This window comes from Mesorhizobium sp. LMG17149 (assembly GCF_024518695.1).
In the GTDB taxonomy this organism is placed as follows: Bacteria; Pseudomonadota; Alphaproteobacteria; order Rhizobiales; family Rhizobiaceae; genus Mesorhizobium.
In genome coordinates, this window is sequence record NZ_JANIFL010000001.1 from 178,921 (window position 1) to 193,147 (window position 14,227).

12 protein-coding genes are annotated in these 14,227 nt (G+C 64.3%); 6 read left to right on the forward strand and 6 right to left on the reverse strand.

Translation table 11 applies throughout. The annotated features are described in order from the left end of the window. Positions 1-197: 197 nt before the first annotated feature. The 4 genes from NP945_RS00845 to secA all read right to left on the reverse strand — a co-directional run bounded on the left by NP945_RS00845 (position 198) and on the right by secA (position 7,496). Positions 198-1,499 carry a hypothetical protein gene (locus NP945_RS00845; protein WP_256745332.1) on the reverse strand — a complete coding sequence of 434 codons (1,302 nt, stop codon included), beginning with the start codon at positions 1,497-1,499 and terminating at the stop codon, positions 198-200. Positions 1,500-1,727: 228 nt separating this feature from the next. Continuing rightward, the gene (locus tag NP945_RS00850; RefSeq protein WP_127272362.1) at positions 1,728-3,008 is read right to left on the reverse strand and encodes a GNAT family N-acetyltransferase; all 1,281 of its coding nucleotides are present in this window, start codon (positions 3,006-3,008) and stop codon (positions 1,728-1,730) included. Continuing rightward, positions 3,008-4,408: a lipopolysaccharide biosynthesis protein gene (locus tag NP945_RS00855; protein WP_256745333.1), complete on the reverse strand. Its 1,401-nt coding sequence runs from the start codon at positions 4,406-4,408 to the stop codon at positions 3,008-3,010. The genes NP945_RS00850 and NP945_RS00855 overlap by 1 nt, the downstream gene beginning before the upstream one ends. Positions 4,409-4,763: 355 nt before the next feature. Continuing rightward, positions 4,764-7,496 carry a preprotein translocase subunit SecA gene (secA, locus tag NP945_RS00860; RefSeq protein ID WP_127269308.1) on the reverse strand — a complete coding sequence of 911 codons (2,733 nt, stop codon included), beginning with the start codon at positions 7,494-7,496 and terminating at the stop codon, positions 4,764-4,766. Positions 7,497-7,764: 268 nt separating this feature from the next. Between secA and NP945_RS00865 the strand changes: the two genes are divergently transcribed. Then, a complete protein-coding gene (locus NP945_RS00865) occupies positions 7,765-8,682 on the forward strand; it encodes a peptidylprolyl isomerase (protein ID WP_127321229.1) in 918 nt (305 codons plus the stop codon). 66 nt (positions 8,683-8,748) lie between these two features. Here the strand turns inward: NP945_RS00865 and NP945_RS00870 are convergent, their stop codons facing one another. Next, on the reverse strand, positions 8,749-9,348 hold the full coding sequence (locus NP945_RS00870; protein WP_256745334.1) for a TetR/AcrR family transcriptional regulator: 600 nt from the start codon (positions 9,346-9,348) through the stop codon (positions 8,749-8,751). Positions 9,349-9,651: 303 nt separating this feature from the next. Next, a complete protein-coding gene (locus tag NP945_RS00875; protein ID WP_256745335.1) occupies positions 9,652-10,881 on the reverse strand; it encodes a caspase domain-containing protein in 1,230 nt (409 codons plus the stop codon). A gap of 169 nt (positions 10,882-11,050) precedes the next feature. Here NP945_RS00875 and argJ point away from each other — a divergent pair, with 169 nt between their 5' ends. The 5 genes from argJ (at position 11,051) to NP945_RS00900 (ending at position 14,226) form a co-directional block, all read left to right on the forward strand. Beyond that, positions 11,051-12,292 (forward strand): bifunctional glutamate N-acetyltransferase/amino-acid acetyltransferase ArgJ, encoded by a 1,242-nt coding sequence (gene argJ / locus NP945_RS00880; protein WP_256745336.1) that lies wholly within the window; start codon positions 11,051-11,053, stop codon positions 12,290-12,292. A gap of 29 nt (positions 12,293-12,321) precedes the next feature. Next, complete coding sequence (locus NP945_RS00885; RefSeq protein WP_127269617.1) at positions 12,322-13,074, forward strand: N-acetyltransferase; 753 nt, start codon at positions 12,322-12,324, stop codon at positions 13,072-13,074. Next, entirely contained in the window at positions 13,067-13,489 is a 423-nt protein-coding gene (gene mutT, locus NP945_RS00890) for an 8-oxo-dGTP diphosphatase MutT (protein ID WP_127322229.1), read from the forward strand. The genes NP945_RS00885 and mutT overlap by 8 nt, the downstream gene beginning before the upstream one ends. 127 nt (positions 13,490-13,616) lie before the next feature. Continuing rightward, a complete protein-coding gene (locus tag NP945_RS00895) occupies positions 13,617-13,931 on the forward strand; it encodes a hypothetical protein (RefSeq protein ID WP_013529445.1) in 315 nt (104 codons plus the stop codon). Between the two features lie 109 nt (positions 13,932-14,040). Further along, the gene (locus NP945_RS00900; RefSeq protein ID WP_013529446.1) at positions 14,041-14,226 is read left to right on the forward strand and encodes a Flp family type IVb pilin; all 186 of its coding nucleotides are present in this window, start codon (positions 14,041-14,043) and stop codon (positions 14,224-14,226) included. The last annotated feature ends 1 nt before the right edge of the window (position 14,227 follow it).

Genomic DNA, 14,227 nt, shown 5'->3' on the forward strand with positions numbered 1-14,227 from the left:
TGGCTCGGAATCCTCGCTCTGGCAGGGATCAAGACGCTTGCTGAGGGCATCCACAGACACGACAACCGTTGGAATGCACTCGACGTTTCGACGGCCTCGAGTTCGGTGTGCCAGAAGGGCGGCGGCGTCATGCCGATCACCAACACGTCCGTCGGCTCGACGTGGCCACCTGCGTACCGATATGCCTCAGCAGGCGGTCAAGACGCTTTGCGCGTCCCGCCGGTGGGGCCGCCGTCATTGGCCGCGCCGATCTCGCCAGCCGCCAGCAATTCGTCGAATGTCCGCTCGAGATCGGCATTGTCATCGGCTGCCGGTCCGCTGGGGGGATCCTGGCGTGTCAGCGTTTCCAGCCTTTGGTGAAGCTGGCGGTTCTCATCGCGGCAACGGGCATGCGCGAGTTCGTCGGTCATGCCGCGCAAGCGGAGATCGGCGAGTTGAACCTTCACCGCGCCATAGTCTCGGCGCGCCGCGTCGCGCTCCTGGCGCAACGTCGCAATCTCGGTTTCCGAGGTTTGGCGCCGATGCTCGGCCACGTCCTCGGCGCGCTGCCCGACGCCCGGCGTTGCGCGGACCACGCTTTGATCGGCGGCGCCGCGCTGGAGCGAGCGCAACCTCTTTTCAAGTTCGACGGCCCGCTCCTGCGCGGCGGCGGCGCAATCGCCGAGAACGCCGCGCTGATGCTCGAGCGTGGACAGCCGCACCTGCAGGTCCTGCCGCACCAGCATCTGCGCAGACAGTTTGCCGGTCAGTCTTTCGTTGTGGAGCTGGTAATCCGCGACCTTGGAACGAAGCAGCATGGCGGCCTGTTGCAAGCTGGCGAGCCGCGATGCAACGTCCTCACGCGCCTGCTCTGCGGCTTGCCTGGCGATGATCTCGTCGCGAAATTGCCCCGACACGCGCGCCAGGTTCCGGCCCAGACGCTCGACCTCGACATTCGCTTCGAGGAACCGCGTTGCGCGCTGGCCGGCATGCCTGTCCGCTTGCGCAATGGTCTGCCGTGCCCTGTTGAGTTGGACCTCCAGGTCGGCGATGGTCTTGCTCGCGATCGATAGCTCGCGCGATTTTCGCCCAAGCTCTTTCGAGGTGCGATCCTGCAAGCGCTGCAGCTTCGCCACCTCTTCCTGCAATTCCCATTTGTCGGTATCGGGAGCGTCGGCATCGTGCGTTTGCGCATCAAGCCTGCCCACATCGTGGTCAACCAACGACCACGCCGAGTCGTCACCGGCACGTGGATCAAGCCTGTCGTCGGACAAGGGCGAGGAGCCGCGCATGGCGCGGGCCTGGATCGAGCCCGTCCGGGCCGAAGTCGAGCCGAGGGAGGCGGCCAGCGTGTCTGACTGGGCCAATCCGGGCTCCTCTTCGAAGTGAGGCAAAGCTTGATAGGTTGCGGCTCGAATGCTTCGAATCAGTTCGTCGAAGTCTTCGTCGGCCCTTCGGACAACGGCGCTATCCTCCGCACTGATGTGCCGGGCGCCGTTGGCCTCATGATTCAGCGACATTTCTCTCTCATCGCTACCGAATCACTAGATTATCGTGAATTAAGAACAAGAATGCGAGTAGGTTTTATCGGCCTTCACTGGAAATTTCTGCGAGAAATCTCGTTTTTTTAAAAGCAGAGATCAATATTCGCGTTTGCCTGCTGGCAACCGAAGTAAACTCCCGGTCACCCACCCGTCAAATATTGCAGCGAAGATGTGCCATTCTCCAGAACCGCACCCTGCCTTTTCTCAGCGCCGCCCCAACAGGCTCTTCATGCGGTTGCGCAGCAGGCGGGCCATGTTGCGGGTCTCGCGGTAGAGGTGCAGTTGCGAGGCGGCCTGGCGGGTGAGGCGGTCGGCGTCCGGCGCCAGGCCGATCACCAGCGTGCCCATCGGCTTGCGCTCCGCCCATAGCCGGCTCATCACCGGATGGTCGGGCACCGCGCAGGAATCGGTCATCATGATGTTGGGATCGTCGAGATGCTGCCTGGTCACCTCGATCATCAGCAGCGTGCCGGGCGAATAGCTGGCCAGCGTCTCGTCATAGGCGGTCTTCCAGGTATAGGCGATGCCGGCTTCGACGAAGACGATCAGGCAGGCGATGGTGCGGCCGTCGAGCGTCAGCGAATGGATGCGGCACATGTCCTGTTCGGCCAGCCGGTGCACGGCTTCGCGGGCGAAGGCGGCGCGGAAGCGGTCGATCGCCATGGCGGTGCGTTCGCGGCCTTTCCAGCCGGCGGCCTCCAGCGACAGGAAGCCTTCGATGGCATGGCGGATGTCTTCAGGGCCGCGCGCCACGACATGCTCAAGCTTGCCAAGGTCGCCAAGGCGCCGCTTCAGGCGGCGGAACTCGCGATAATGGTGCGCGCGCAGCGAGGCCTTCAGATAATCGTCTCCATCGAGCTCGCTCTCCAGCGCCGGGCGCTGGATCTGGCCGGTGGTGACCAGCGTCAGGCCGCGCGCCTCGGCCACGGTGGCAAGCAGGCTCGCCACCGGGCCATCGAGCCGGACATCGGCCAGGACGAAGACTTTCGGCAGCTTGAGGTGCGGGCGCGACAGCATCGAGAAGAAGTCCTCGACGACGCCGACCGGATCGTCGCGGTCGACCAGCGGCGTGCCGAGCGGACCGAACGGGCTCGACCATGTGCGCATGACCGGCACGCCGAGCGGCACCACCGGCCGTTCCACCGAGAACGGCACCAGAAGGCGCAGCCGGTTGCGGTATTCGTCGCCGTCGCGGATGACCGCCAGCCGCACCTCGCGGTCCTCCAGCCGCGGCATGGCGGGCGCCAGGAAACGCGGGTTGAAGAACACGTTGGGCTCGACCGTGCGGGCGCAGAGATAATCCAGCTCCTCGACCAGGTCGAAGCCGGCCGATGCCGGATAGATGGCAAGCTTGCGCTCGGGCCGGTTGTTGGCGAGGATTTCAATGTGAGCGGGGTCGGCGTCGCGGGTCAGTCCGGCAAGGCCAGACACCATCGCGCCGGCAGTGCCGCCGCTGGTTTCCTCAAGCAACGGGATGGCAGCCATCACGCGGCTCCTTTCGCAGGGACGAAGATGAGCATGGCGATGCCGAGCTTGCGCCACACCGTGAAGGAGAGCGCGCCGGCTTCGAAGATCATGGCAAAGGCGGTGGCCATTGCCGCGCCCCACAGGCCGAACATCGGGATCAGCACCACGTTGAGGGCGATGTTGAAGGCCAGCGTCATGGCATAGACGGCAGCACATATGTTCTGGTTGCCGCTCATCGTCAGCAGGCTTTCGCAGGGGCCGACGGCGGCGCGGGCCACGACGCCGAAGACGAGCAGGAACAACAAGGGATAGCCCGATGTGAATTCCGGGCCGAACAGCACCAGCATCGGCTCGCCGAGCGCCAGCACCAGCAGCGCCATCAAGAGCGAGGGCCAGAACGTCCACGACACCGTCTCGCGGGCGAAGGCGGCGAGCCTTTGCGGGTCGCCATGGGTGAACTGCGCGTAGCGCTGGGCTACGCCGGCCTTGACGGCGAAATAGACGAAATGCACCAGCGCCAGCGTCTTCACCGTGGCGAAATAGATTGCAACGTCGTTGGGGTCCATATAGGCGCCGACCATCAGCACGTCGGCATTGGTCAGCAGGAAGAAGAAGCTCTCGACCAGGAAGATCGGCAGCGAGACGATGAACCATTGCGCGAAATGGACCTTCATCGGCCCCGCCGGGATCTGCCGTTCCATGCGCTGGGTGACGCCGACGAGTTGTCCCAGCGTGGTGACGTAGGTGGCGGCGATCGAGGCGAAGATGGCGGTCCTGGCATCGGGTGCGTAGCCCGCAAACAGCATCAGCGCCATGAACAGCAGGATCAGCACGGGCCGCACCAGATAGGTCGGCGACAGGGCAAACAGCGCCCAGCTGTTGGCGCGTGCCAGGCCCGACAGAAGGTCGGACATGGCAATCATCGGCAGGCAGATGACGCCGAGGATGAACGGGATCACATAATAGTTCTCGATCCAGGGTGCCGCCAGCCAGACGCCGAGCGCGCCGAGCCCGGCAATCAGCGTCGAGGCGATCAGCACAAACAGACGGCTGGCCAGCACGATGCCGCGCAGTTCATCCATCAAGCCGCGCTCTCGGTATTCGGGAATGTAGCGGATGACCGAGGTGTGGAAGCCCAGGCAGGCGAGATTGCCGACGATGACCATCGTCACCCAGACGAGGACGAAGATGCCATATTCGAACGAGCCCATCCAGCGTGCCATCAGCACCTGGCTGACGAAGGCGATGACGGCGCTAACGATGCGGACCGAGAAGGCGATGACCGACATGCGGCTCGCCTCGCCGCGCTCGTCGGCGGTGAACAGCACGGCATCGATGCGGCCAAGCAACGGCCCCATGCGCAGCGCCCAACGCTGCGGCAAGAACCGCCCGGCAGTCGTGGCCGCGGAAAAGCGCACCCCGATTTCTCTCCGTTTTCCGCTTCTTTTTCAGGGTTCTGTGTAGCGGAGACACATTAAGAAAACGTGGGTGGGGAGCCCCCTTCGCCCCGTCACTATACGGGGAGAAGGTGCCGGCAGGCGGATGAGGGGCGGCGCTGGCGGTGGGAGGGTTTGCGCTGTGCGCGACAAGACGCGCTATGCGCGACTTCGCGCGGGCAAATGGTGGGTCGAGCCGACAAGGGCGTGTTTGCGGTCGCCGGCGAAGCGGCCTTCGCCGGATTTTAGCGGCCCGCAAACGCCGGCGCCGCCCCTCATCCGGCCCTGCGGGCCACCTTCTCCCCGTGAACGGGGAGAAGGGAAGGAAGAAGCGCCCTTACGCGAACGCCCCGTGGCAGTGCTTGTACTTCTTCCCCGAACCGCAGGGGCAGGCTTCGTTGCGGCCGACTTTGCCCCAGGTGGCCTGGTTGTTGGGGTCGCGGTCCTCGGGAGCGACGACGGCGGTTGTCTCCGGGCGGACCAGGAGGGCGGTCTCGCCGCCTTCGAAGTCGTTTTCGCCGGTGGTGCCGTCGATATGGGTGCCGAACATGTCGGGGGCTTCCGGAGGCGGCGCTTCGGCGGCCTGGCGGACCAGTTCGACGCGCATCAGCTGCGCGGTGACGGCCTGGCGCAGATTGCCCAGCATGGCCTGGAACAGCTCGAACGCCTCGCCCTTGTACTCCTGCAGCGGATCGCGCTGGGCGTAGCCGCGGAAGCCGACGACCGAACGCAGATGGTCGAGATTGACGATGTGCTCGCGCCACAGATGGTCGAGCGTCTGCAGCACAACCGAGCGCTCGACATAGTTCATCACCTCGGGGCCAAAACGCTCGGCGCGCTCCTTGGCGGCGGCTTCGGCGGCCTGCCCGATGCGCTCGCGGATGTCGTCCTCGGCGATGCCCTCTTCCTTGGCCCAGTCCTCGACCGGCAGGTCGAGGTTCAGGAACTCGGCGATCTCGGCCTTCAGCCCGGCAACGTTCCACTGCTCGGCATAGGCGTTTTCGGGAATGGCCTTGGCGACGATCTCGTCGATGACGCCTTCGCGCATCTCGGCGATCGTTTCGGACAGGCCTTCGCCGTCCATCAGCTCGATGCGCTGCTCGAACACCACCTTGCGCTGGTCGTTGGAGACGTCGTCATATTTCAAAAGGTTCTTGCGGATGTCGAAGTTGCGCGCCTCGACCTTCTTCTGCGCCTTTTCCAGTGCCTTGTTGATCCACGGATGGATGATCGCCTCATCTTCCTTGAGGCCGAGCTTCTGCAGCATGCCGTCCATGCGCTCGGAGCCGAAGATGCGCATCAGGTCATCCTGCAGCGACAGGAAAAATTTCGAGCGGCCGGGGTCGCCCTGACGGCCGGAACGGCCGCGCAACTGGTTGTCGATGCGGCGCGATTCGTGGCGTTCGGTGGCCAGCACATAGAGGCCGCCGGCGGCCAGCGCCTTTTCCTTCAGCCGCTCGATGTCGGCAATAATTTCCTTTTCCCGCGCCTCGCGCTCGGGTCCGGCCGGCATGTCGCCGAGTTCTTCCTCGATCCGCATCTCGGCATTGCCGCCGAGCTTGATGTCGGTGCCGCGGCCGGCCATGTTGGTGGCGATGGTGATGGCGCCGGGCTTGCCGGCCTGGGCGACGATCGCCGCCTCGCGCTCGTGATGGCGGGCGTTCAGCACTTCGAAATCGGTAAAACCTTCCTTGCGCAGGCGCTCGGCCAGCTGCTCGGACTTTTCGATGGACGTGGTGCCGACCAGCGTCGGCTGGCCCTTGGCGCTGGCTTCGCGGATCTCTCTCACGATCGCCTTGTATTTCTCCTCGACCGTCCGGTAGACCTCGTCGTCCTCGTCGATGCGCACGACGGGCAGATTGGTCGGGATCTCGGTGACTTCGAGACCGTAGATGTTGCCGAATTCCTCAGCCTCGGTCAGCGCCGTGCCGGTCATGCCGGAGAGCTTCTTGTAGAGGCGGAAATAATTCTGGAAGGTGACGGAGGCCAGCGTCTGGTTCTCCGGCTGGATCGCCACATGCTCCTTGGCTTCGAGCGCCTGGTGCAGGCCTTCCGAATAGCGGCGGCCCGGCATCATGCGGCCGGTGAACTCGTCGATGATGACGATCTCGCCGTTGCGGACGATGTAGTCCTTGTCCTTCTGGAACAGCCGGTGCGCCTTCAGCGCGTTGTTGACGTGATGGACGATGGCGACGTTCTCGACGTCGTAGAGCGACTCGCCCTTGAGCAGGCCGGCATCGCGCAAAAGGTTCTCGAGCTTCTCGGTGCCTTCCTCGGTGAAGATCGAGGTCTTCTGCTTCTCGTCGATCTCATAATCCTGCGGCTGCAGCTGGATGATGAAGGTGTCGATGGTGTTGTACATTTCCGAACGGTCCTCGAGCGGACCGGAAATGATCAGCGGCGTGCGCGCCTCGTCGACCAGGATAGAATCGACTTCGTCGACGATCGCGTAATTGTGACCGCGCTGCACCATCTGGGCGCGCTCGTATTTCATGTTGTCGCGCAGATAGTCGAAGCCGAGCTCGTTGTTGGTGGCGTAGGTGACATCGGCGGCGTAGGCGGCGCTGCGCTCCTCGTCAGACAGGCCATGGACGATGACGCCGACCGAGAGGCCGAGGAACTTGTAGACGCGGCCCATCCATTCGGAGTCGCGGGTGGCCAGGTAATCGTTGACGGTGACGACGTGGACGCCTTTGCCGGCGAGCGCATTGAGGTAGACCGGCAGCGTCGCGACCAGGGTCTTGCCCTCGCCGGTGCGCATCTCGGCAATACCGCCATTGTGCAGCACCATGCCGCCGATCAGCTGGACATCGAAGGGGCGCATGCCGAGCACGCGGCGCGCTGCCTCGCGGGCGGTGGCGAAGGCCGGCACCAACAGGTCGTCGAGTGTGGCGCCATTGGCGATGTCCTGGCGGAATTTCGCGGTGCGGCCGACCAACTCCTCGTCGGAGAGCGCCCGCATCTCGTTTTCCATGGCGTTGATCGCCTCGACACGGGGCCGGGTCGATTTGACCCGACGGTCGTTGGAGGAACCGAAAACCTTACGGGCGAGACCGCCGAGACTGACCATCCAATGGTCCTTTCGATAGAATTCTCAATCTTGAGATGAGCGCCGGCCGGCCCCATCAATTCCACGTGAACACTGGCGAACACATTAGTGAACACTGGCAAACACAAAAAGCGCCCGGAAAACGGTTCTGGACGCAAAGTCGTTGGACAGATAAGAGGGGGCTCAACTGATGTCAACGCCGCGCTGGCCCTGCTGGCTGCGCCAAATTCCGCCACAATCTGGCCGATCTGGAAGCACCCTCTTAACAATCCCCACCGGAGTCCACCCTATGTCCCTGTTGTTCCGCCGCGCGTCGCTCGCCAGCCTTGGCTTGGCCGTCGGCCTGTCGGCCCTTTCGCTCTCGCCGCTGATGGCGCAGCAAACCGCTCCCGCCCCGGCGGATGCAGCAGCGCCAGCCGCGGCACCGGTCGATCCGAATAAGGTTATCGCCACGGTCAACGGCCAGCCCCTGACCGAAGCCGATCTGGTGCTTGCCGAAGGGGAATTGTCACAGCAGTTCGCGCAATTGCCACCCGAGCAGCGCCGTGCCGCAGCGCTCTCGGCTGCCATCGAGATCCGTGTCATGGCCGCCCAGGCGGTCACGTCAGGGCTCGACAAGGATCCCGACTTCCAGCGCCGCATGGCCTTCCTGCAGCAGCGCGCGCTGCATGGCGAGATGGTCGAGAAGGGCGTCGTCGACAAGGTCACCGACGCCGAGGTCCGCGCCCGCTACGACCAGGAAATCGCCAACACGCCGCCCACCAACGAGTTGCATGCCCGTCACATCCTCGTGAAGACCAAGGAAGAGGCCGAGGCCATCATCAAGCAGCTCGACGGCGGCGCCGACTTCCAGAAGCTCGCCACCGAGCACACCAGCGATCCCTCGGGCAAGACCAGCGGCGGCGATCTCGGCTGGTTCGGACCTGGCCAGATGGTGCCGGAGTTCGACAAGGCGGCCTCCGCGCTCGAGGTCGGCAAGTACACCGAGCAGCCGGTGCAAACGCAGTTCGGCTGGCATGTCATCAAGCTCGAGGACAAGCGCACCAAGCAGCCGCCGGCCTTCGACGACGTCAAGGACCAGGCCAAGCAGGCGGTCATCCGCGACAAATATTTCGCGCTGGTCAAGTCGCTGCGCGCCGGCGCCAAGATCGAGATCCCCGACGCGAACCTGAAGAAGACGGTCGATACGCTGGAAAGCGCCAAGTAAGACTGATAGGTCTTTGAAAAAGGGCGCGGCAGCCAGGGTTGCCGCGCCCTTTTTCATTGCCGTTTTTTAAGGGGCGGGCGCCGCTATGCCTCGCATCACGTAGTTGACCGCCTTGCCGATGGTCGCTTCGTCCTCGTCGAGCCGGTTGGTCAACAGATGTCTCCAGGCGAAGGAGGCGATCAGGTCTGCGACAACGGCTGAATCGATTTCGGCCGGGATTTCGCCCCTTGCCTTGGCGCGTTCGATGATCTGGCCGGTATGGGAGCGTCGGCCCAGCGAGTAGTCGGCAAGGGCCGCAGCAGCGGTCTCGTCCGACTGCGCCTCGGCGATCAGCGACCGGAACACGCTTCCCGACGATGTCTCGCGCCAGTGAGCGAACAGGTTTTTCAGGAAGCCGACGAGATCCTCCTCCAGCCGCCCGGTATCGGGAACCTCGACGCGCTTCTGGCGCTGATAGACCTCAAGCAGCAATGCCGCCTTGCTCGGCCACCAGCGATAGATGGTGGGTTTGCCGGCGCGGGCCCGCCGCGCCACCGCCTCGATCGAGAAACCGGCATAACCGGCTTCGACCAGTACGGCCTCGGCGGCTTCGAGAATGGCATCGGCGCTGTCGGGGTTGCGCCGCGCACCGATCGATCTGCGCGCCGGATCGGCGTCCTCGGCCATCTCTGTCTCCTCGCCAACACTATCGCCGGCAATATAGGCGACCCGACGCTCAAACGAAACGGCGCGTTTTCAAGCTTCGGGAACGGATGGTAGCGGCAGGGGTTAAGTTTATTCTCTGAAAGTCTACCGGCGTGTCGGTTGGCGAAGCTCCAAACGCAAAAACCCGCCGGGCGGCGGGTCACTGGCGCAAATCAGCACCATGGGCAAAAATGTAGCATAGCTGCCCTCACCGAGTCAAGAAAAAATTCCTATCGCCATGAGGCACTGCCAGCTTGAATTGCCCGGCTGGCCGTGGGATCACGCCTACTGCATCGCCTGCGATGTCTCGGATTCGATACGCCAGCCGCCGCCGGCCTTGACCACCCCAAGCGTGACGCGCGCCTTGCCGGTCAGGCGTGCCGCCGACTTGTCCTTTGGAAGATAGTCGTAGCGCATCGCAAAGACTGCCTCGGCGCGATCTTCGCCCTGTGGAGTGACCTCCAAGCTGCCGGCCTCCATGCTTAGCGACCAGGAGGCCCACTGCGCGAACCAGTCGGCCTTGATCTTGACGATGGCGTCGGCGTCGTAGCGGGTTCCGAAGATGAAGGCGGATGGGCCGTAGAGCCGCTTGACGGTCTCGCTCATCGCCCCGGTGTCCGGCGTCAGATAGTCCTGGCGCAGGAATTTCTCGATCGATCCCTTGTCGTCGCCGACAGAGCGTTCAAGTGCGGCGACTTCCGTTGAAGGCGCCGGCGCCGCGGCCGGCCTTTGTGGCTCTGCGGGTTGTCCGTCCGAGACGAATTCGAAGCGTTCGAGCAACGATCCCTGCTCCCAGGGGCGCTGGGTCTCGCGAGTTTGCGAAACCACGTCGCGGCGCACCGCGATCATCATGTCGTTGATGCTCTGGCCGGGCTCGGCGATGTGGCGCAGCAGGGCGGCGGCGAAGGGCGAGTTGCGTCCGCTGCCGTCCATGGCGACAGCGCCAGGTGCCGTCGAGAAGGCGATGAACGAGCCGCGCGTCGAATCGAATTGCGCCAGCCCGGCCAGCGCCTTCGCCGAGCGCGTGGTGGCGGTGCGGCTGAGACTGCGGGCAAATGGATTGTTGCGGCAGGCATCGAGAAACACCAGGCTGACCTTGGTCTGCTGTTCCATGATGTCGAGGACTTCGTCGATCGGCACTGCTTCGAGCTGCAACTTGACCGGCACGTCCAGCCTGGCGTCGACCGGCACGATGTAGTTGCGCCCGTCGACCTGCAGGCCGTGGCCGGCATAGTAGAAAAGCCCGACGCCGGCGCCCTGGAGCGCATCGGAAAACGCGCCGATGCTGCGTTCGAGTTCACGCTTGCCGAGATCATTGCCCTCGATCACCTCGAAGCCGATCGAGCGCAGCTTGTCGGCGATGTCGAGGGCGTCGTTGACCGGGTTGGCCAGCGTGCCGGCTTCGGCGTAAGTGCCGTTGCCGATGACAAGCGCCACGCGCCGTTGCGGCTGCGCATCCGCGCTCAGCAGCAAAAGTCCCAGAAATGCCCATGCAAGGATCGCAAGCCTGCCCATGGGGCAGATCATAACGCCATCGGCCCCGGCGACGCCATCGGATTTGCAATGCAGGCCTAACCACGAGCGGGTTCGAACTCCCGGGCAAGAGCGACGAAAACGCCCTTGCGCCCGCGCGGTCTATCGGGCAAACCGGCCTTCCCTTGCGATTTTCCCGCCCGAGGCCTCCATGTCCACGACGATTTCGCCGCTCGCGCCGAAGAAATACCCCAAAATGCCGGAGATCGAAGGGGTGCGCATCGCCACCGCCGAGGCAGGGATAAAGTACAAGAGCCGCACCGATCTTTTGACCATGGTCTTCGATGAAGGCACCGCGGTCGCCGGCGTGTTCACGAAATCGAAATGCCCTTCGGCGCCGGTCGATTTCTGCCGGCAGAATCTCGGCGCAGGCAAGGCCCGGGTGCTGGTCGTCAATTCCGGCAACGCCAACGCCTTCACCGGCAAGAAAGGCCGCGAGTCGACCGCGCTGACCGGCGAGGCGGCGGCGAAGGCGGCCGGCTGCACGGCAGCGGAGGTTTTCCTGGCCTCGACGGGCGTCATCGGCGAGCCGCTCGACACCAGCAAATTCAGCCACCTGCTGGCCGGGCTGGTCAGCAACGGCAAGCCTGGGCTCTGGACCGAAGCGGCAAAGGCGATCATGACCACGGATACCTATCCGAAAGTGGCGACTGCGACCGTCAAGCTCGGCGATACCGATGTCACCATCAACGGCATTTCCAAGGGCGCCGGCATGATCGCGCCAGACATGGCGACGATGCTCTCCTTCATCGCCACCGACGCGCCGATCGCCGCCCCTGTCCTGCAGGACCTGTTGTCGCGCGGCACGGCCAAGACCTTCAACGCGGTCACCGTCGACAGCGACACGTCAACCAGCGACACGCTGCTGATCTTCGCCACCGGCAAGGCCGCCAAGCGCGGCGCGCCTGACATAACCGATCCCAAGGATGCCCGTCTCGGCGCGTTCCGCCGGGCGCTCGGCAAGGTGCTGAAATCGCTGGCGCTGCAAGTGGTGCGCGACGGCGAGGGCGCCCGCAAGCAGGTCGAAGTCACCGTCACCGGCGCCAAATCGGCGCGCTCGGCCAAGCGCATCGCGCTGTCCATCGCCAATTCGCCGCTGGTCAAGACGGCGGTCGCCGGCGAGGACGCCAATTGGGGCCGCGTCGTCATGGCCGTCGGCAAGGCCGGTGAACCCGCCGATCGCGACCGGCTGTCGATCTGGTTCGGCGACAACAGGCTGGCGCATGAAGGCGAGCGCGACCCCGGCTACTCCGAGGCCGCTACGTCGGCCTACATGAAGCGCGACGACATCCGCATCCGTGCCGATATCGGCATCGGTCGCGGCAAGGCGACGGTGTGGACCTGCGATCTCACCAAGGAATATGTCGCCATCAATGGCGATTATCGGAGCTGACGGTTTTGAGCTCCAGGCATCCGGCAAGCATGCTCGCGATCGTACGTCGCTACGAGGCGGCCGGCTTTCGCGCCTGGCCGGCAGCCGCCGTCCACTATGACGGCACCTGGGTGGTGCGGTTGACCGCTGGCCATCCGGCCAAGCGGCTGAACTCCGTCAATCCGCTCGATCCCGGCGATATCATGCACATGGCCGACCGTATCGGCCGGGCCAGCCGCCGTTTCGATGCCTATGGAAGGCCGCTGACGTTCCGCATGTCGCCGCTGTCGGGTCCCGATCTCGCCAGCCATCTCGACCGCGAGGGCTGGAGCCGGTTCGACGAGTCGCTGGTCATGCGGCTGCCGCTGGCCGGCGCGCAGCTCGATGCCGCCATGGACCAGATTCCGCTCAAGGACATCAGCCGCTTCATCGGCGCGTTGCTCAAGGTCAGCGGTTCGGATGTTTCGCTGCGGCCCGGCCTGTCGGAGATCATCGGCGCCATCCAGCCCGAAGCCGGGCTGTTCGCGCTCGAAGATGGAGCCGAGGCACTGGCAACGCTTATCTGCGTGCATGACGGCGATCTCGCCGGCCTGTTCGAGGTCGCCACCGACAGATCGGCGCGCAACAAGGGCCATGGCCGCAACCTGATCCTGTCGGCGCTCAAATGGGCGCGGCTGCGGGGCGCGCGGGAAGCCTGGCTGCAGGTCGAGGCCAACAACGTGCCGGCGCTGGCGCTCTACCATTCGCTCGGCTTCGAGGAAGTCTATCGCTACCACTACCGCCGGCCGCCGGGTCATGAATGATGTCGTGACCGCCGGCAAACGCCTGCTCCTGGTCGCCGCCTGCGCGCTGGTCGATGCCGACGGCCGGGTGCTTCTGGCGCAGCGGCCTCAGGGCAAGCAACTTGCCGGATTGTGGGAATTTCCCGGCGGCAAGGTCGAGCCCGGCGAGACGCCGGAACAATGCATCATTCGCGAACTGCATGAGGAAATCGGCATCGAAACCGACATCCCATGCCTGGCGCCGCTTACTTTCGCCAGTCATTCCTACGACGATTTCCACCTGCTGATGCCGCTGTTCATCTGCCGCCGCTTTCGCGGCATAGCCCAGCCCAGGGAAGGGCAGACGCTGAAATGGGTGCGGCCGAAGCAGATGCGCGACTATCCGATGCCGCCGGCCGATGCGCCGCTGATCCCGTTCCTCATCGATCTGCTCTGAGGTTCGCGTCCGGTCGCTTCCTGCCGAGGCGTGTATCAGCCAGCGTTAATGGAAGATTTATCTCGTCGTGAAAAATTGAAGCATGGCCGTTCGCGGCCGAGCCGTCGATTTGCCGGGGAGCGATAGCATGAGCCTAGACAGGGATTGGGACTCGATCCGGCCCGAGCGCGGTTTTCGCGCCGCCGATGCGGGCATGGGCATATTGCGCATCACGCTGCTGTTCGGTTCGGCCGCGGTGGCGCTGGCGCTGATCGCAACCCCCTTCCTCGACAGCCAGACACGCTCGCTGTCGGCCCGTGATGGTTTCGGCGGGCTTGACATGGCGGCGACAGGCTCGATCGGCCATCGCGAAACCTACACGCTGCGCCGCAGCGTGCTGCAGCCGCAACCGAGCTCGGTCTGCATCATCAGGTCCAATGGCAGGAGCAGCGGCGACTGCTGACATGGTTAAGAGATTTCGGAAAGGCGGCGGTTTCATCGCCTGTTAAGCCTTTGCCGTTAACCTTTCTTAACAGGTCGGCGGTAAGGTCCCGGACAGAGGGGTTGAGGCCATGAAAGCAGTGCTGCTGGGTTTTCTGAACGACGAGACCGGCGCCACGGCCGTCGAATATGGCGTCATCATCGCCGTGCTGTCGCTGGCCATCGTCGGCGGTATCGGTGAGGTCCGCGACGGGATCATCTGGCTGTTCAGCGACAACAACAGCAAGCTTGCGAACGCTTTCGCACCCACGCCCTGAT